Consider the following 18,782-nt stretch of genomic DNA (forward strand, 5'->3'; position numbering starts at 1 on the left):
AAATTATCGCGGTAGCAGGGCGTTATCAGCAATTAACACTATTCGAATTTCAAATAGCTCAATTCAACCTGGGTATTTGCTGCATCGACTTCGTCGGGAAGCACTACAACCTGGCCACTGAATGTAACACTTCTTGATTCGCCTTCCGGCATTTCAAAGCTGGAGGGCATATTGCACACAACCATCTGCAGACGGCCGGTTGATCGAATAAGAAACTCGTGTTCTGAAGGGTAAACTTCGGATGGAGGAAGATCCATGATGTTGTCTGTATAACTGAGTGAACCCCTTAACCTGGTGATATTTTCAACTTTGGAGCCCGAGAAATCACAAGATTGCGGGAATATGATATCGGAATCATCGACTTCCTTTTTACAGGAAAGCAATCCGAATAGGATCACAATGATCGGATATGTACTTATCTTGGCAATCATAATAGTTATGGTGTTTAACGGATAATCATAGGTTTCTCAAAATTGTCGAGGAATTAGTTGGAAGTATTAATCAGTTGCTGTTATTATATTAACGAAGCCTTTTGGAGAAATGCTACATTCCCTTTACTACTTTGTACATTACGACGATCATTGGTACCCCCTATGGCTACGAGGTTCGCCACCGGGAATTTGCTTTTTGAAGGAATTTTACGTTTATTTGAGCCTTCAAATTCTTTCCGTAATATGATGATATACCTATCCAATAGTGCCCTGATAATTTTGCTGCTTGTATCTTTGGCTTTTGAAGGAATGGCTCAGGACCGGAAGCTTGATGTATATGAAACCGGACAAAGGGCGCAATCATTCTTTGTGGAATTGGGAGGCCCTGGCTTTATCTCTGCAAATTACGATTTCCGCTTTCAGAATACCCGGAATGCCTGGGGCGCTAAAGCCGGACTGGGGTATATTTCCATAGACGATGAAGACTATTTGACCTTACCAGTACAGATTAACTACCTGCTTGGAAAAAACGGCCACTATTTCGAAATGGGCGTGGGTGCTTCCTATATACGCAACTCCTATGACCGGTACGATTACCAATATGACGAGCAGGGCTGGGCCACGGAATATTACAGGGGCCGGGAAGTGGACAACCAGATTTTAGGTTCTTTAGCTTTTGGATACCGTAAACAGCCGGTTGACGGCGGATTTAATTTCCGGGCGGGTTTATCCCCCATCCTTTATGATGGAGATTTTATACCCTACCTTCCGTACATTTCCTTCGGCTATTCCTTTTAGAGCCGTCCTTTGGTATAATCCTGCACCCCACTGCTTATCCGATCGGTATCATACACCGGGCACAGAAAAGGGGGTATCGTCCTTAATTCGATTTTCCCTTTTTCAATGAATTCTTCTGATGATCCAAGCCTATGAGCATCGCAGGAAACAATTGACATTATTTTACCCCCTCGTACCTTTTTTGGTATTGCTCTTTCAGGCGATGGTGTCAATATTCCGGTAAACAGCCTCTTTAATGCTACCCGCACGTTTTTCAGGGCTTCATGCGACGAAGTTTGACGATTGGTTCCTCTTGGTCGGGGTGGACTTTTTCGTTGCCTGCGGTCAGGATGTTTAGTTTCTTATCTTTATCGCGAAAAAAAATTCATCAACCGAAAACAATTCGGGCATACCGATGTTGTATCAAGTAGGTTTAGGTTGATAGAAGAGTCCGGCTACCCTAAAACGCCGGGCTTTTCGCTTTTTTGCCAAACGTATAAGGCCTATCCAGAACCAACTAAGCTTCCATAAAAAATTGATTAAATTTGCAACAAGTGCTGTATTTTGTCTATTCTCGAACCACTATGAAATTATGGGTAATGTAAACACACAAGCCGTATCAGCTGCCGGTAAACATAAGAAAAATCTGTTGGTAGTTTTGACATTAAGCGGAACCTATATGGTTGCTGAAATCATAGGGGGAATAATTACTCAAAGCCTGGCACTGCTTGCCGATGCAGCCCACATGCTGACCGACGTGGTGGGACTGCTCCTCGCTTATATTGCGATTAGGATCGGAGAACGAAAAGCCAACCAACAAAAAACCTTTGGATATTATCGAACGGAGATACTGGCGGCCGTACTCAATGCGGTTGTGTTATTGGGAATTTCGGTGTATGTACTGTACGAAGCCTGGCAACGCTTTCAAAATCCTCCGGAAGTCAAAAGTCAATCAATGCTCATCATCGCAGGTATAGGATTAGTCGTCAATTTTATTGGAATGATGATACTGAGAAAGAATTCTGACGAAAGCCTCAATATGAAAGGAGCGTACTTTGAAGTACTTTCGGATCTGCTAACCTCCGTAGGAGTTATGATAGCTGGCATAATAATGCTTACGACGGATTGGTATTATGCGGACCCGCTTGTTTCTGCACTTATCGGGTTGTTGATCATTCCGAGAACGTGGCGTTTACTGATGGAAGCCATAAATGTGCTCTTGGAAGGAGTACCAAAAGGTATCGACATCATGGAACTGCGTAAGTCTTTGGAGGCAATTCCGGGCGTAAAAGAGCTGCACGACCTGCACGTATGGTCGCTTACATCGGGTGTAAATGCGATGAGTGCCCACGTGGTCGTAGAAAACCGGAACGACCTGAACACATTGCTGAAAACCCTGAATGATAACGCCACTACAAACTTTAAAATTTTTCATACCACTTTCCAGATCGAAGATGAGGGGTATGCAGAAGGTGAAATTCACTTATAGATTTTCTTCAAAAATAACCCGATCTCTATGGAAGGACATTAGCCACTGATGCCGATCGGGAAAAACCTTATCAGAAAGATTGGGTCTGGAAAATACGGATCGGCTTTTACCCCGAAAGGGACAGGGCACCCACACAGATGTTACACATCGTACTTCGCAATGACCATACTTTAACAGAAAATACCTATTATTGTTTCGCGGTTGCCAAAAACGCAAAATAATTCCGGTTAGTTCTGAGAATACACTGGCCCCGGTATCGTTTGGTATCGGGGCCAACCGGAATTATCCCGCCCTGTCAACCGGAGACAGTGGCTTGAATGGTGTCGGTGAACAAAAGGGAACGGGTTCCGCCGACCCTGCGTGGCTTTCCCAATCCGGTTTTTTTTCCGGGGAGGCCATTTGTGATCGCGCGGTACCATACGCGCATGAAACGATTTGCCGGATCGCTTTTTTTATCCGCTCCATCCCCTGATTGGTATGGATGTCCACTCCACAGAAAAGGCTATCATTGTGCTGGCCATGAAGGACAAGGTGGTATATCCCCGCGATAAGCAGTGCCGTGATCGCGCGTATATCTACGTCGGTACCGGTAAAATACGGGTCGGTCATCCGGAATAGCTGCTCCCCCAACCGCTCCCGTTCTTCGCCTATCCTGAATAAGATGGGATTCCGCTCTGCCAGCTGCCAAAGGATTATCTGCTGCATTTCTTTGTTATCGTAAAAATAGTCGAGAAGATTTAGCAATATGGACTCTGCAAGCGCACGACCGTGATTCTCACCGTGCTGTTTGATCAGTTCATTGACCTGCTGCTTAAAGCCCACCCAATAGTCCTTATCCCGGATATATGTCTCGACCAGATTATTCATATCTCCGAAATGGTAGTAAAGCTGGTATTTGTTAATACCGGAAACTCCGATAACATTTTTTACGTTCAACCCATTGTACCCGCTGTTGATGATGACCTCGCGCACAGAATCAAGTAGTTTCTGCATGGTCTTCGCACTGTTGTTTACCGGCCCGTAATATTTCCTGCGCGTTTCCATTGTGCTTTTTCTTTAATTTATATCTCTTTTTGCAATGTTCAATTGGTTATCCACATACTCAAATGCTTCAAGCGCACGATCGAGATGCTCTTTCGTATGCGTTGCCATTATACTCATACGAATACGTGCGTCATGTCTCGGAACAGCGGGATAAAGGATTGGATTTGTAAATATTCCCGCCTTAAGCAACAATCTTCCTGCATCTCCGGTAACGTGTGGGTCACCTATCTTCACCGGGATAATGGCACTGCATGTAGTTCCGGTATCCAGGCCAAGGTCGTTTAGCCCCTTTTTGAAGTGATTTATATTCTGCCATAGCTTATCCCGCCAATGCGGTTCTTCGTCGATGAGCTCAATAGCTTTTATGATACCCATGACGGTGGGCGGAGCCGTAGACGAAAATATCTGCTGGCGGGATTGGAACCGGACGAAGTTGGTCACATAAGGATTGGCAATGGTGTAACCGCCAATATGGCCCAGCGCTTTGCTGAATGTGCCCGATACGATGTCAACCTTATCTAACAATTGCGTATCTTCCAGCACACCGCGTCCCGTCCGTCCCAATACACCAATGCCGTGGGCATCATCCACCATAAGATAGGCACCGTATCGTTTGACGAGTGCGAACATCTCATCGAGCGGCGCCACATCTCCGTCTTGGGAATAAACCCCGTCCACAACGACGAGTTTCGTGCGGAACGTGCTTTGAACTGTCTTGAGTATGTGCTCCAATGCAGAGAGGTTGTTATGGGGAAATGTTTTTGCGTTTGTCCCTCTTAACCCCTCGGCGACACTTGCATGTACACCCATATCTACAATGGCGATATCGCTTTTTTTCAGCATCGAGAGCAGCGTAGCACTATTGGCGGTGTAGCCAGTGGTGAAAATGACGGATTCATTAGCCGTTCGATGGTAGAATGCAGCAATCTTTTCCTCCAGCAGTTTGTGGTACTCGAAATACCCTCCGATCAGGGGTGACGCGCCACTACCCGTACCATATTTTCCGATCGCAGTCATCGCGGCTTGTTTTACCATGGGATGCTGACTGAAATTAAGGTAGTCGTTTGAAACAAAGCATACACACCGTTTTGGTTTGATGTCATAAGGCGTAACGACATCCATTTCCGGTCCGCAGCCGGTGGTAGTGTTAAGCCTATAATTCATATGGCCGTTCGCTGCCATGTAGTCCGTGAACCTCGTAAATTCCTTTGCCCGCTGGAAAGCATCCAGCTCATCGATATCCTCAAAGTCCTTGAATGTGGCTGTAGTAAAATCTATGCTCATAATTCTGCGTATATTGGTAGTGAGAATAAGCAGCATATTGGCAGTACTCCGGAATTGCATGGCAGCTACTTATGCGAATGGGATCTCGCTATAAACTGTTAGGTAAATATACCGATTTTCAACCTGATTTCAAGGACTTTTTGGATTTTACCAGATTTTATAAGGTGAAGAGAAGGTATTGTTTGTCCATTCACGCAAGGATATACGTGATCAGGGACGACTATTTCTTTTTCCTCATAATAAAAACGATCCCCGAAGTTCCTCCCGTGCCGTTATAAGCACTGGTAAAATCGAGTGTTTCAACAAGTTCAAATTGATTCTCGACCATATAGTTCAGTATAGCCGCATAAGACTTTTTATTAGTCAGTTTTTTGGAATATTCTTCGCCTGCTTTCAGCTGTTCCGGCGTATCTCCGAAATCCACACCTACTTTTAGCTTTTTGGAAAATAGTTTGCCCTCAACCGAGATATAAGCATACGAATAGGATTGGTCCTGCGCATCCACTATTCCAGTTCTTTGAACATCTTGAGCAAAAGCTGTTAGGCTTACTAGCGTCATAAATGCTAACATTAAAATCATTTTCATAGCTGGTTACTTTTAGGATTGTACAATTAATGAAAACCGATGAAAGCTCTGAGTTTTCGCGAAGATTAAAACCGAATCAGATAACAATCACGATTTCGCTAACTACCATGTATTTCCAGTCAAATTTAGGAATAAACTATAATCTTATTATTTTCAGACAGCTGTATTACGGGAAATTACGCTCAATATATGGGTACCGCCGCAGTCTCCTAAGCATTCATAATTCAACTATTCCACATTATTCCGAAGCAGCTTACATTATTTCCCATGCCCATTTGTTTGCGGAAGGTAAAACCTTAACGATACCCCGCCGTGCAACCATTGGTATTGTTCATTCCGCAATCGACCGATGGGAATCCCGACATATGGTGCGATCACTATATTATACCGTTTTAAGAAAGTCGGGCTTATACGGCCGGATAGCTGGACGAATCCCCAATAGTTGTTCCCCAGGTAAAGCGAATCCGGTTGTCTCATTTTGCTCCGTTCGCTGACGAGACGCCTCGTCGTGTCGCCCGACGAAAGGTCGCCGCGCACCCATCGATTGGTCTGGAGGATATCGGTTCGCCTGTCGCTTACTGCCCTGAAAGGCATAAGCCCCAACGAAGCGGAGAAATTTTCCGAGAACGCGTAATTCAGGGAGAAAGGTATGGATACCATTCCCACGGTGTTCCGGGTCCCCACGGTCTGGGAATTGATGGTGTCGGTCATGTCTGCCCTCCAATTTTTTCCGGCTGTCATGCGTGAATAGTTGATCCCGATTTCGGTGGATATCCGGTCGGTGAGTGGAATCCGAGCGGATACCCCACCGCCGAACGTAAATCCTTTGTCGGTAAACGCAGGATTGAGGTTGACACCGAATCCAATATTTCCAAGATCTACCCCGCTTTCATCTGATCGATGTAGGCTCGGCAGGCTTATGCCCTTACCTCTGTGCGGCGTTCGTTTTGGTAACTTTCCCGCACTTCCCAGATGCTTCGGCAATGGTACCGTTTCCATTTCACTTCCGGTTGGCGGCATGATCATTTTTGCATCGGACATCAGGGTTTCCCGACCTCCCGGCAGTTCGGACGATACCTGTTGGGATTGTATATCTCCCGGAGAATCAACCATGCGGCGGATTTCTCCTGGTTGTATCCCATCCTCTTCATTGGTTTGCCCGGAACGGTCAACCCCCTGCGATATTGAGTCAATGGTTATCGAATCCTCCCTTTGTCCGTTTATATCCGCTGGGAGCTTGGGTGTTTGCCTTGGCACCGGGGTTTCTTTCCTGTCGGTCCCATCCAGCAACGGGAGATATTTTACCGAGGCATAGACCATCAGGAACAGCGAGGCCGCGATACCCGCCAGCTTGACGAAGAGCGGCAGGGGTTTCCGCTGCTTCTTTTTCCTGTGGCGTTGGAAGCGCTCCCATTCCCGGTGGTCATAGGGTTCCTCGAAATCCCGCAGGAAATCCCTGACGCCGGTTATCAATTCTTTCTTGCTCCGCTTACCCATCATACCTCCCCCCGAAATATTTGATGTACAGTGCCCGTAATTCCTGTTTCGCCTTAGCGAGGTAAACCCGGCTTGAACTGGCTGGAATTTGCAGCAGTTCCGCTATTTCATCATGCCTGTATCCCTCCAATTCATATAGGTTGAAAACGATTCGGTGCATAACAGGCAGTCTTTCAAGGAGACGCAGGATATCATCCACCTGTAACCTGTCATCCATTTCCACCGCCGGATGGTTTTCCAGTCGGTCAAGCGATGTCGTTTCGGGCATTGCCCGCTGTACGCGCAGACGGTCGATGGCCGTATTGATGGTGATGCGTACCAGCCAGGCATTGAATGCGGTCGGCTTGTCCGGCCCATCTCCCCTGAAATCCGCAAACCTGTCGAAAGCCTTGACAAAGCTATCGTTCACGACTTCCCTGGCCGTCTCCCGGTTTACCACATATCTTCTGGCCAAACCCATCAGCTTGCCCCAATACAGGCGATAAAGCTGTTCTTCCTGCTGGGCGGTAAGGCTGCCGTGTACGCTTAAGATATCGGCTAAAAGTTCGTTTTCCTTTCCGTCCACGTAAAGTAGCTGTCCTGTCTGTTTAAATCCAAATTCATACGCTCCCATGTATATAGACGGAAATGTTTTGTGGAACGCTAATAAAAATATTGATTTTTTCCTGTTTTTCCATTTTCCCGCTTAAACGGCGGGAATCGCTTAGCGTTTCCGGTAAAGCTGACGTCTCTATCCTATAGAGGGGCAACGGGAATACGTCTTCCCCTCTTTTTAAAAGCGATTCAATGTCTCTGTCCATGCAGCTATCCATCATCGTTCCCGTCTTTGACCGTCCCTCGGAGGTAAGGGATTTACTCGAAAGCCTTGCCGGCCAAACCGACTCCGGTTTTGAGGTGCTTGTTGTCGAGGACGGCTCCACGGACCGATGCGAGTGGGTGGTGGAAACATATGATGGGAAACTGGATATCAAATACATCTATAAGGAAAACTCCGGCCCCGGGCAGGCCCGCAATCTGGGGATCGAGCTTGCCACGGGTGACTACCTCATTTTCCTTGATTCGGATTGTGTGCTGCCACCGCATTATATCGAAACCGTGAAACGGTCGCTTTCGCAGGATTATGCGGATGCATTCGGGGGGCCGGACAGTGCAAAGGAGGATTTCACGGCGGTCCAGCGGGCCATCAACTATTCGATGACTTCTTTTTTTACAACGGGGGGTATCCGTGGCGGAAACGAGAAGATGGAAAAATTCCATCCCCGCAGTTTCAACATGGGCTATTCCCGGGAGGTGTACGGGAAAACCGGGGGATTTTCCGCAATGCGCTTTGGGGAAGATATCGATATGAGCATACGGATTATCGGCTTGGGCTTCAGGACAAAGCTCATAAGGGAAGCCTATGTTTACCATAGGAGACGAACCAACCTCCAGCGGTTTTTCAAGCAGGTATACAATTCGGGTATTGCACGGATCAACCTGTATAAGCGGCATCCCCATTCGTTGAAAGCGGTGCATTGCGCTCCCGCGATCTTCACCGCCGGGGTGGTCTTGATTTTGGTATTGTCCATGTTTTTCTCTCCTTATTTCCTGTTATTCCTGGCCTTCCATGCAGTCGTTATCGGAGTGGATGCCACGGTCAGGAACAGGAGTGTCCCTATCGGCCTGCTGGCAGTTGGCGCAAGTTACATCCAATTGATCGGGTACGGATTGGGATTTCTGCATGCACTCGTTTCGCGGATTCTTTTTCGCAGGGGAGAATTTTCGGCGTTCCAGCAAACTTTTTACAAATAAAACCAATTCAAGAGATATCAGTATTAATGAAAGCAATCAATGGTTTACGTTATCTATGGCACTTATATAAACAGAGGAAAGCCAGCCCCGACTCTTTCATCAACTGGCTGCGGTTCGCCAATCCAGGGATGCTTAACGAAGGAAACATCTACTGCATTGAATACGCAACCGAAAACCTACCATCAGATAATCCCATCATCGAAATAGGCAGTTTCTGCGGGCTTTCGACCAACGCCATCAGCCATTATCTCCGGAAAGCAAACAGAGCAAATCGGCTTATAACATGCGACAAATGGCATTTTGAGGGCACGGAAAACCAGGGCTCATTCCTTGGTTCATCTGATATCACGCACGAGCAATATAGGCGGTTCGTCAAAGAAACCTATATCCGGAACGTGGGCTTTTTCAGCGGCAAATTACCTCACACCATGGAATGTTTCTCCAATGACTTCTTCGACCTGTGGGATAACTGCGCAGCTGCTACCGATGTCATGGGCAGGAATATCCGGTTGGGCGGACCGATCAGCTTTGCCTACATAGACGGAAACCATACGTACCAATTTGCAAGGGACGATTTCCTGAACGTGGATAGGCACCTCGAAACAGGCGGTTTCATCCTTTTCGATGATTCGGCCGATTATTATACCCGGTTTGGCGTCAATCGGTTGGTCAGGGAAATCAAGAAAATGGACAGATATGAACTCATTATCAAAAATCCCAATTATCTGTTCAGGAAAACGAATTACTTTTAGTATGTATTTCAAGCGGGCTGATCAACTGTTTTTGCCACCACTACAGTAACAAAAACATTGCAATACAGGAAACAATTTTTCCGCTTTTTCGGTTTAAAGAAAAAAGGAGGTCTAATGAGACAGCTGGTTTTTGTAGTCGAAGATGATAATACGATAAGGGAACTGGTTTCGCAGATACTTGAGGAGGATTTTCATGTTTTTGGATTCTCAAATATCACGGCGTTCGAACAGTGTGTCAGGAAAATCAGACCATCTCTGGTACTACTGGATGTTAACCTGCCAGATGGGAACGGCGTGGAAGCATGCAGAAGGCTGAAAAAGAATGAGACATTTCGTGAAACCCCGGTTTTGCTAATGTCAGGCGATGCCGTTCCATCTGAATCATTGAGACGGTCAGGAGCCGAAAGTTTTATCGGCAAACCGTTCAATCTGACGGATCTGAAAGAAATGACACAGCAGTACGTTGCTTCGCGGGTTACGGTATCGAGATGATATCCATGATTGGCAGGGTTGGACGACTTCCAGATATCTCTACTTCAAGCAGCTTGAAATAGCCCTTTTCGGCCTTTCCCGGCACCTCTCAACCAGGGATTCAAGCTGGGAAAATAGTCTTGTATTTATCTAAGGTTATGGCTAAATTTGTATTATTTACCTATTAAATAGGACGTTATGAAAAGATATTTTTTTATTTGCTTTCTGGCGGGATACTTTCTATATTCATGTTCCTCATCCCCTACTAACGTAGCAAAGGAGTTTACCGAAAGCATGGCTAAAGGCAAAATCAACGAAGCAAAAAAGCACGCTACCGAGGCCACTGGAAATATGCTTGATTTCGCAAGCGGGTTAGGCGGCCTGTCCGTTCAACCCGACTTTAAATTTGAAAAAATTCGGGACTCTGTTGCCGGTAATCGGGCATGGGTGACTTTCATGGATGGAAAAAAAGAGGAAACAGTAGAGTTGGTGAAAATAGACGGCACGTGGCTGGTCCATATTGATCCGAACGCTATGTAATCTACAAATACCCATCTAAACAGGGGCTATATTTCAATAGTTAGATTTTTCACCGCCAGTCTTTAAAGAATCCCCATCTTCAACAAACTAACTGCCCTACAGAAAATTAATGAGAATTAATGACACTGATATAAAAAAGGCATTGTGAATAACATGCATAAAATATCCTAACATCAAATTATACCTGACTCGCAAATATCCTAATAAGAGACCGGTGATAAACTGAGGTGCAATAAGTAGCGGCGATAACAGCAAAACTGTCATTGAGAACTCATAGTTCGATAAATGAGAAATAGCAAACAGCAATGTCGATAGAAAGAAAACCAAATGAAATTTGTTCTTCCAGAGATAAATCAAACTTAATTCAATTTTCCTCATGATTCGCTTGCCGATATTTGAAATCGACAGCAAAGAATAGTTCGCCAAACCCTTGGACTCAAACCTCAATAAAAGTCGAAAGATTAACTCTTCAAAGAAAGGATTTATTATCACACCCCAAAGGACAAATTTCCATAAAGGCAACTGATGGAACAAAGTATCCAATTTATGTACACCTGTATGGATTAGTCCAAGTTTTTCAATTCCATAAATAATAAAACCGAGCGTTGCTATAATCGGGATTTCTATAGCCAAAACCGAAAAAAGCCTTTTGATTTTTTGGCTTACAGTTTGAATTTCCGCAGGTTTGTCAGTCGGATGTTTTAGAAAGCTGTAAACCTCTCTATATGTTTCTTTGATTGATGAGATCATTGCAAGCGTTTATGCCCAAAATAAGGTTTTTTTGCCGGTTTATCATTTAGTGCCTCACTACTTGTTCTCCCCTGCGTTCTGTTCGATTAATTCTTTATAATATTTTCCGTCGTCCCAGATTTCCTCCAAGCTATGATCATGAAACTTTCCAGAAACTGAAAAGTAATTGATTGCCTGTTTCAACGATATCACGGGATTTACAGCAGGCCGTTGTATAAGCAAAAGGAAGCAAACGCGAGACCACGTTGCAAAAAGATATTCAGTTAGTGTCAACCCGACCTCACCCTATGGCTGTACAAGCAGCCTCCAGGATTATAATGTATGAGAATTTTGAACCCAAACATTTGGAGGTACCGCCAAGAACATTGTAAATCATTCATCAACAGCCGTACCATGAAATGACAAAAACGCAAAGGCCGCCGTTGTATGAAATTTTTAGTGAGTGTCATTTGACTTCACCCTGCGGTTGTACAAGCAACCTCAATAAAAATATCCTTTCTCGTTTAAGCGTAGTGCTAAAAAACTGTGAAAAAAAATGCATTGGTACTCACCTACGCCTATTGTATACGTTTGTTTATAAAAAGGCTATTGTAACGTGGACGGATTACAGCAGCCCGTTGCATACCGAATTATCAACGGTGGACTTAAGACCTTTCATAAAGCGGTTCCGCCAGAAAATTGTAATTCAAGAATCAACAGCAAACCATTGCTGAAAGAAAGGTAATCTTACAGACGGCTCACCATTGCAAAAAATATTCAGTGAGTGTCTAGCTGACCTCACCCTGCGGCTGTACAAGCAGCCTCAATAGTGACATTTCTTTCTGTTTTTCCCAAACGAGAGAGTTGCATATACCTTTATCTTGCATATTTAAGAATATGGTATTTTTCGAACGAGAGAGAATTGTATACGTATGTATTATGCATTAACCTATCATCCCCTGCTGCAATAAAAAGTCATGTCCATCCGACCTCACACTACGGCTGTACAAGCACCTCAACCATAATATTTCTTTCATGTTTTCCCAATGACAGAATAACATATACCGCTATATTGAAGAGAAGTTGGAGACTGTTGTATACTCGTAAACATTTAACCGCTGCATCACCTCTGGAAAACAAAGAGTAAAGCGTTATCTATTCAATGTATGAAAGGCACGACTAAGAGCGTTGCATATTAATCACGTTTCCAACAGGGAGCGTTGTAAGCTGTAAAATAAAGAAAGTCAGCCGCTGTAAAGTACCGCCAGGAAATTGTAAATATGATTACAACTGTTTTCGATCCCAATTTCTATACTATCTGTGTCTTCGAGTGAACAGCAGACCCGTCGTATTATTACTAATCAAAAGGGATATTAAGGGACCGCCAGGAGCCTATTGTATTCACAATCCATCAAAGCATAATTCGCCAACAAGCAAACCAATAGGGCGAACATTGCAAAAAGTATTCAGTGAGTGTTGATCTAACCTCACCCCACGGCTGTACAAGCAGCCTCAAAAATTTTAAAGAACGTTTTATGTGTTTGTTCCTCAACAGTTCCCTAGCCATATTCTTCTTGTAGTGGCCAACACCCGTCTCTGGGCATGCGCCCAGGCACTAGCAGTTGTATGTTCCTTTTAAATTGGTGTGCGTAGCAGCCTCATTCTTCAGCGGCTTCACGGCAAGGCCGTTGTGTAATTCCAAGTAATAAGCACATCTGCCCAGAATACGTGTAGGAGGCCATACCCGCTTTCTACCACATTCGCAGTCGAGACTGTTGCATAAATTTGCTCTGACAAGAGAGTGCAGTTGTAGGCTTCACACGAACAAGGTGTGGTTCTCTGCCGTTGTATATCGAAGAATTTTACTCCTTGATATAAGCAAGCGCCAACCGTTGTATATGTTCGCCGACAAGAGACCCTCCGTTGAAAGAAATTCAGTGAGTATCAACCCTGATCTCACCCTACGGCTGTACAAGCAGCCTCCAGAAAAAATTCGTTAACGGGCTGGGTGTTCACTTAGCTGTATAAGTATGGTATCTTCACCATAAGGAACTTATTCGCAAGAACACAAAACAAGCAGGGGTTGTATATGCCCCTCTACAGGGTTTTCACTTTTGATGTTTTCATCAAGTTCCGAGACTATTGTATATATCAACCAATTATCTCCATAATCCACGAAAATGTACGCAAGTATACTTTACCTTTGGTACTTTCATCAGACGAGCGAATTGCAAACACTTGGAAATAGCAGCCCAGCGCGAGAACAAGAGCAAGATTGTATATATTCAAATGTCTTTGGAATTCAAAAAGGCACCGTCAAGAGCGATGTATATACGTATTATCGCCAAGTGTTTCCAATGGGCGTGAGAAACTACGGTTGTATACAATCCGTTTGTGAACGAGACTATTGTCTATACCTTCGGGAGAACAGCAGCCCGTTTTAAGAGCAAAGCAAACGCGAGAACCACCTTTGCAAAAAAAGTATTCAGTGAGTGTTTTTTAACCTCACCCTACGGCTGTACAAGCAGCCTCAAAGATTTCAAAGAACGCTGATGCAGGGTGTTCGCTATTCCTCAATCACATTGATTCCCGCTTTCTTGGCTTTATAAGCAATTTTCTCTTTAAGCCCGTAATAGCTCCAATTGCGGAGCAGAAATTCTTCTTCTTTGGCCACTTCCTCTTTTTGCTGCTGGTTTACCAACAGCAATGTACCCGCCTGCGTTTTAATGCACATATCAATCAGTCTGCGGCTGTATAAGTGCAACCGGTTGTCCACGTATCGCAATTCTTTGGCATCCCAATCCTCCAGACTTTTCAGCTTGCGCCGTCGGCCTTTGCCCGAACGATTGAACGTGGAACCCCGTTGAAGGCGATGCCTTGCGGCCTGTATAGCGAGCCTCCGGTGCAGGAATTCTTCCTTGTTGCCGATCTGGAAATTCTCTTTGCCTACCTTCACTACAATAGGATGTTCGATGGAAAGGGAGGCTTCAGCAATCACCGTATCTTTAAGTTGGTGTTCGTCACGCTCCATTTCAAATGCCGCTAACAAGTACAGCTTGCCTTTGTCAATCTTCAGCGAACTGGTACGTAATTTCAACGTTCCAGCCAATGTCCGCTGCAATAAGACCTTCTTATCCGACCGATCCTTGCCCAAATAGGTTTTGAACGGTATTTTGAATAGCTTGAACTTAAAATCCCTTCCTTTTTCGTCATTGTGCAGTTTCAGTTTATCAGCCCCGAACGGCATGGGGATACTGCGTTTGTAGTTCCGCAGCGACTTTTCTCCCTTCCAATAGGCACTCCGCTCCGTATTGTATATGCTATGCAGAGTGTTGTTCAGGTTGGAGAAAATATTGGACGGCATCTTACCCAAAAAATTGCTTGAAAGAATCCGATAGGTCGTGTTCATCCGGGAGGAATTCAGGATGCCGTCTTCATCTTTTTTATAGTCGGCCAGCTTCACCTTTATGTCCTCGGTGAAATAAATCAAATCCTTCACGCGGTCCTGCACATACAGGTGAGTGAAAATCAGATTGGCTGCCTGGAACGATAAGAACTGCCACTCATATAATTGCTTGTAATAGGCATCTTTCTGCTCCTTATCTTCGCAGTCCACGTATATCTGTATTTTCCGGGTCAGAATGATGGTTTTCTTTTCCATGGCTACGCAGATTTCTTGGATTTCCGGATAACGGCATATGCCTGTACGAATAGGGATTTGACCTTGACATCATCCAATTGCAATGCCTCGGCGATTTCCTCGAATGAATATTGCAGATCATAGCGCATTGCTAATACCTGCGCCTGCTCGTCGGTGAGCATTCCCTCTGTGACGATGGGCTTGGTACGCGTAGCGCTGTCCAGCTTGGTCGTATCCGAAAGGGCAGCTTTGAGGTTGGCAATGCACTGTTCCATACGTTGGGCCACCTCGTAATCAGAAATGCCGCCGAGATGATGGGCTACGCGTTCATAACTGAAATCGTATTTAAGACATAATTTGATAAACAATTGCTGTTGCTCATCGAGATTTGGTAGCAAGCCATTGAGTTTTTCCAAATGTTGCTGCTTTTCTTTTTCGAGTTGTTCAAGGCAAACGGTATCCTCTTCCTGTTCTTCCTCCAGTTCGTAGCCCAGCATAAACTCCTGGAAATCTTCAATACCATCCAAACGGAGCATACTCCGGTAAAACCGATTGATGGTCTTACCATAATAGGCTTTCCCAGCCTCCCTAAGTTGATTGCCGAGAAATTCATGGAGGTGAGACACGTCCCGGATGATACCACGCAAAATCCACAACCGGAGAAATGCTTCCTGAGCCATGGCATTAGCCACCACATCTTCCTTTACAAACCGGTACGCTCGGTAGGCATAGTGCCGGTAATAGGCATGATAGAAATAATTAAGCCCTTCCTCCTGACCGGCTTTTAATTTGGCAAGATACTTTTCTGCGTTTTTCGTTGATTTGAGTAAACGTTTTATCATATGCGGTTAGTTTACAGTATCAATGCGGTGCATTAGTTGACCGTTTTCAGTTATTTGAATACCTTTACAAAGGTAAAGTTTACAAACACCGTAAACGATGGTAAAAAACCATAACAAATTGTTTTTTACCACAATACGTTTGATTTATATTTGAATATGAATAATGAGATTTTTGAGCACAATGAAGTGCATTTAGGGCATAATGTTCAACGTATCCGTGAAATATCAGGTATCAAGCAATATGAATTGGGCCAACGCTGCAACGGATGGAGCCAGCAGCAGATATCGAAGTTGGAACAATCGGAGTTTATCGATGACGCCAATGTTGCCATATTGGCCGCGGGCTTGGGCGTCACGCCCGAATTTATCAAAAATTTCAAGGAAGAAAAAGTTGTTTACAATATTCAAAGCAACAATAGTCTCCATGACTCTTCTACTCAACATTACCGTTCAACCATAAACAACGAAGTACCTAAAAAACTGCTTGAATTGTTTGAAAAGTTCTTGGAAGAAGACCGGGCCAAAACTGAATCCATTGCCAATCTAAGTAAGGCGGTACTGGATCTGGCCGAAGAGGTGAAAAGGCTGAAAGGTAAATAAACCTACGCCTGCTTTCATTTTTTATTACATATTAAATTAGCTACTCCTTCGGGGATGGCCGACAACCGCCGGAGTTTTTCAAGTTGATCCTCAGTAAAACCTATTTCATATCTGATCAGTTTGTGCGAGGAATGCCATCGTAGAAGCTGACCTGCTCAGGCACCGGCTTTGTACTGTCGGCAAAGAGGGTACCGGTATACCTAGTATACAAACAGATAAGCCCGCACTTAAACAGGCCTGCACTTGTTCCGTGTATCGATTAACCACCACCCAGTTGCGGGGTTTCTGCAACAAAACCAGATGCCGGTTAGAAAATCACCAGTTTTCTTTGCTCGGAAGCGTGTTCGCACTTATATCTTCTTCGCCGTTACCAGTGTTGTTATTTTCAAGTATGCCGTTGTTCTCCTCTGCATTCTGCTCCATTAATTCTTTATAACGTTTTTTGCCGTCTTCCAAGAATGCTTCCATGCTTTGCCCTCCGTCATACCCGGAATAGAAAAATGCATTGACGTTTTTAAGGTCTTTCAACAGGAGATCATAATACTGTTCTGGAAGGCCCGTCTCCGCGAATTCATCCCGGGTCATCTTAAATACTAGGAGGCTGTCCTCGACCACCACATGTTCGACGTAGATGCGGGGAATCATCTTTTGCAGTTTATCGTAAACCGCCTGCTGTTCCGCCGTTCGGAGACTGTCGGGTATCATATGGACATATTCTTTACCCGGCTCAAAATAGTCCCCTTTTGCAACAGGCTCCAAGCTATCCGTTGCTTTCCGCTCCTGGCAGGAAAGTAGGGACATTAGGAGGATGAAGACTGAAAAATTCATTTTCATCCCGTAAAATTACGTGTTTCATTTGTCAAATGAAATTTTATCTCACATGTGAGATAAAATTTTTAGATTTGTAAGATAAAGATAATCAGCATGGAAAAATCAGTTGGAAGCATAGCACGTGTAAAAAAAAACCGAAAAGTATCTTCCGGCCCGCTCAGGGAAAAGTCCCGAACAATGCACAAGCTGATTACGGCCGTGGGTGAAGTGATCCAAAAACAGGGCTATTCCGGACTTAACATCTCCAATATCAGTAAAAAAGCGGGAGTGGACAGGAAACTGGTGTATACCTACTTCGGCAGTCTGGACAATCTCATAGAAACTTATATCAGACAGAAAGATTACTGGAATACAAAGGCAAAAGAAGTCATTGAAAGATTGTCCGAAGATCCACAGTGTATTGATGCTGATGAGATGAGTTCACTGTTGCAGGGACAATTTGAAGCCGTTATCGAGGATAAGTCCCTGCAAAAGTTCATTCATTGGGAAATCGGTGAAAAAAATGAAATCCTGCGCAGATTGGCAGATAGCAGGGAAGAAACAGGTGAACGTTTGCTTCGGCATCTTGACCCGTATTTCAACAAAAAGCATGTCGATCTGAGAGCAATGCTGGCTTTACAGGTCGGAGGGTTATATTACCTTGCTCTCCACGCAGCGTCAAACGGTAGTACGTTCTGTGGAATTGACATTACACAAACCCAGGGCAAAGAACGGATAAAAAAAGCGTTGGATATACTGATACATGATGTATTCGAAAAAGCCGATTTAATAACAGATAAACACTAAACAAATGAAGAAGATTTTTACCCTGTTGAGCGCATTGGGCATTTTATACAGCTGCAGCAAAGAAACAGAGGTCGTGAAATATCCTTACCAACTGACTTTTGATGCTATAGAACCGGTCTCGGAAATGCGTTTCTTTATCGGAGAAACGGAGCTTGACCCTAAGTATCACGAGGAAACCCTCCAGGGGTTCCTGGACCGCCTTTATTCTGAAAAGACAAATACAGGTTATCGGTATTACCAGTCCAAGTTTACGGAACAAGATCCAGATTGGTTTGCTGATTCCTATTTTACGTTTGATGGTAAGGACATCATACAATTCTCCGCTTTGAGTGAAATCAGTAATATAAACCAGGTGGGCGAGACGACGGTACTGAAGTCGTCCGCTACAAATAAGGTAACCGATGATCCCATTGTGAAGTCTGATCTTTTTAAATACGACATTGACATCAATTCAAATGGCACTTATAATATCCAGTTCATTGTACGCAACCAAGAGCATGCCCTTGAGGTTTCTCGGCTCTATTATAAATTGGTTCGATACGATGAAAACGGAAACCGCAAACAACTTTCCTTTGGTACCATATCCAATGAATTCAATGAATCGTTCATCAAAACATTGACGGAACGCGACACGCTCGCAATCAAGGAATACCGTTTAAAGTATTCTATGAAACAGTAAAAGGGCAGAACCT

The 18,782-nt window shown here is 44.4% G+C and carries 19 protein-coding genes; 9 read left to right on the forward strand and 10 right to left on the reverse strand.

Features of this window, described 5'->3' with window-relative positions:
* Nucleotides 1-38: 38 nt before the first annotated feature.
* Nucleotides 39-431, reverse strand: a complete 393-nt coding sequence (locus JHJ32_RS07535) for a hypothetical protein (RefSeq protein ID WP_200120527.1) — start codon at nucleotides 429-431, stop codon at nucleotides 39-41.
* A gap of 243 nt (nucleotides 432-674) precedes the next feature.
* Between JHJ32_RS07535 and JHJ32_RS07540 the strand changes: the two genes are divergently transcribed.
* Both JHJ32_RS07540 and JHJ32_RS07545 read left to right on the forward strand, forming a co-directional pair.
* A complete protein-coding gene (locus JHJ32_RS07540; RefSeq protein ID WP_200120528.1) occupies nucleotides 675-1,229 on the forward strand; it encodes a hypothetical protein in 555 nt (184 codons plus the stop codon).
* A gap of 571 nt (nucleotides 1,230-1,800) precedes the next feature.
* Complete coding sequence (locus tag JHJ32_RS07545) at nucleotides 1,801-2,697, forward strand: cation diffusion facilitator family transporter (protein ID WP_200120529.1); 897 nt, start codon at nucleotides 1,801-1,803, stop codon at nucleotides 2,695-2,697.
* A gap of 282 nt (nucleotides 2,698-2,979) precedes the next feature.
* Here JHJ32_RS07545 and JHJ32_RS07550 read toward each other — a convergent pair whose 3' ends face one another.
* The 5 genes from JHJ32_RS07550 to JHJ32_RS07570 all read right to left on the reverse strand — a co-directional run bounded on the left by JHJ32_RS07550 (nucleotide 2,980) and on the right by JHJ32_RS07570 (nucleotide 7,721).
* A complete protein-coding gene (locus tag JHJ32_RS07550) occupies nucleotides 2,980-3,741 on the reverse strand; it encodes a TetR/AcrR family transcriptional regulator (RefSeq protein ID WP_200120530.1) in 762 nt (253 codons plus the stop codon).
* A 12-nt stretch (nucleotides 3,742-3,753) separates the two neighbouring features.
* Nucleotides 3,754-5,025 (reverse strand): aminotransferase class I/II-fold pyridoxal phosphate-dependent enzyme, encoded by a 1,272-nt coding sequence (locus JHJ32_RS07555; RefSeq protein ID WP_200120531.1) that lies wholly within the window; start codon nucleotides 5,023-5,025, stop codon nucleotides 3,754-3,756.
* 220 nt (nucleotides 5,026-5,245) lie between these two features.
* Complete coding sequence (locus tag JHJ32_RS07560) at nucleotides 5,246-5,611, reverse strand: hypothetical protein (protein ID WP_200120532.1); 366 nt, start codon at nucleotides 5,609-5,611, stop codon at nucleotides 5,246-5,248.
* A 258-nt stretch (nucleotides 5,612-5,869) separates the two neighbouring features.
* On the reverse strand, nucleotides 5,870-7,111 hold the full coding sequence (locus tag JHJ32_RS07565; RefSeq protein ID WP_200120533.1) for a hypothetical protein: 1,242 nt from the start codon (nucleotides 7,109-7,111) through the stop codon (nucleotides 5,870-5,872).
* Entirely contained in the window at nucleotides 7,101-7,721 is a 621-nt protein-coding gene (locus tag JHJ32_RS07570; RefSeq protein ID WP_200120534.1) for an RNA polymerase sigma factor, read from the reverse strand. The genes JHJ32_RS07565 and JHJ32_RS07570 overlap by 11 nt, the downstream gene beginning before the upstream one ends.
* Nucleotides 7,722-7,894: 173 nt before the next feature.
* Here JHJ32_RS07570 and JHJ32_RS07575 point away from each other — a divergent pair, with 173 nt between their 5' ends.
* From JHJ32_RS07575 to JHJ32_RS07590, 4 genes are all read left to right on the forward strand, one after another.
* Nucleotides 7,895-8,899: a glycosyltransferase family 2 protein gene (locus JHJ32_RS07575; protein WP_233632540.1), complete on the forward strand. Its 1,005-nt coding sequence runs from the start codon at nucleotides 7,895-7,897 to the stop codon at nucleotides 8,897-8,899.
* Nucleotides 8,900-8,925: 26 nt separating this feature from the next.
* Nucleotides 8,926-9,651, forward strand: coding sequence for a class I SAM-dependent methyltransferase (locus tag JHJ32_RS07580; RefSeq protein ID WP_200120535.1), 726 nt, complete (start codon nucleotides 8,926-8,928; stop codon nucleotides 9,649-9,651).
* A gap of 114 nt (nucleotides 9,652-9,765) precedes the next feature.
* Entirely contained in the window at nucleotides 9,766-10,143 is a 378-nt protein-coding gene (locus tag JHJ32_RS07585; RefSeq protein ID WP_200120536.1) for a response regulator, read from the forward strand.
* Between the two features lie 177 nt (nucleotides 10,144-10,320).
* Nucleotides 10,321-10,662, forward strand: a complete 342-nt coding sequence (locus tag JHJ32_RS07590; protein ID WP_200120537.1) for a hypothetical protein — start codon at nucleotides 10,321-10,323, stop codon at nucleotides 10,660-10,662.
* Between the two features lie 96 nt (nucleotides 10,663-10,758).
* Here JHJ32_RS07590 and JHJ32_RS07595 read toward each other — a convergent pair whose 3' ends face one another.
* The 3 genes from JHJ32_RS07595 to JHJ32_RS07605 form a co-directional block, all read right to left on the reverse strand.
* Nucleotides 10,759-11,412 (reverse strand): CPBP family intramembrane glutamic endopeptidase, encoded by a 654-nt coding sequence (locus JHJ32_RS07595; protein WP_200120538.1) that lies wholly within the window; start codon nucleotides 11,410-11,412, stop codon nucleotides 10,759-10,761.
* Between the two features lie 2,545 nt (nucleotides 11,413-13,957).
* The gene (locus tag JHJ32_RS07600) at nucleotides 13,958-15,052 is read right to left on the reverse strand and encodes a hypothetical protein (protein WP_200120539.1); all 1,095 of its coding nucleotides are present in this window, start codon (nucleotides 15,050-15,052) and stop codon (nucleotides 13,958-13,960) included.
* 2 nt (nucleotides 15,053-15,054) lie between these two features.
* Nucleotides 15,055-15,873: a sigma factor-like helix-turn-helix DNA-binding protein gene (locus JHJ32_RS07605; protein WP_200120540.1), complete on the reverse strand. Its 819-nt coding sequence runs from the start codon at nucleotides 15,871-15,873 to the stop codon at nucleotides 15,055-15,057.
* 156 nt (nucleotides 15,874-16,029) lie between these two features.
* On the opposite strand from JHJ32_RS07605, the gene JHJ32_RS07610 reads away from it, so the two are divergent.
* The gene (locus JHJ32_RS07610) at nucleotides 16,030-16,473 is read left to right on the forward strand and encodes a helix-turn-helix domain-containing protein (RefSeq protein WP_200120541.1); all 444 of its coding nucleotides are present in this window, start codon (nucleotides 16,030-16,032) and stop codon (nucleotides 16,471-16,473) included.
* 315 nt (nucleotides 16,474-16,788) lie between these two features.
* Here JHJ32_RS07610 and JHJ32_RS07615 read toward each other — a convergent pair whose 3' ends face one another.
* On the reverse strand, nucleotides 16,789-17,301 hold the full coding sequence (locus JHJ32_RS07615) for a hypothetical protein (RefSeq protein WP_200120542.1): 513 nt from the start codon (nucleotides 17,299-17,301) through the stop codon (nucleotides 16,789-16,791).
* A gap of 180 nt (nucleotides 17,302-17,481) precedes the next feature.
* Between JHJ32_RS07615 and JHJ32_RS07620 the strand changes: the two genes are divergently transcribed.
* Nucleotides 17,482-18,090, forward strand: coding sequence for a TetR/AcrR family transcriptional regulator (locus JHJ32_RS07620; protein ID WP_200120543.1), 609 nt, complete (start codon nucleotides 17,482-17,484; stop codon nucleotides 18,088-18,090).
* Nucleotides 18,091-18,094: 4 nt separating this feature from the next.
* A complete protein-coding gene (locus JHJ32_RS07625; RefSeq protein ID WP_200120544.1) occupies nucleotides 18,095-18,769 on the forward strand; it encodes a hypothetical protein in 675 nt (224 codons plus the stop codon).
* Nucleotides 18,770-18,782 lie beyond the last annotated feature (13 nt).

Origin of the sequence: Parapedobacter sp. ISTM3, from assembly GCF_016533505.1 — a bacterium.
Lineage (GTDB): Bacteria > Bacteroidota > Bacteroidia > Sphingobacteriales > Sphingobacteriaceae > Parapedobacter > Parapedobacter luteus.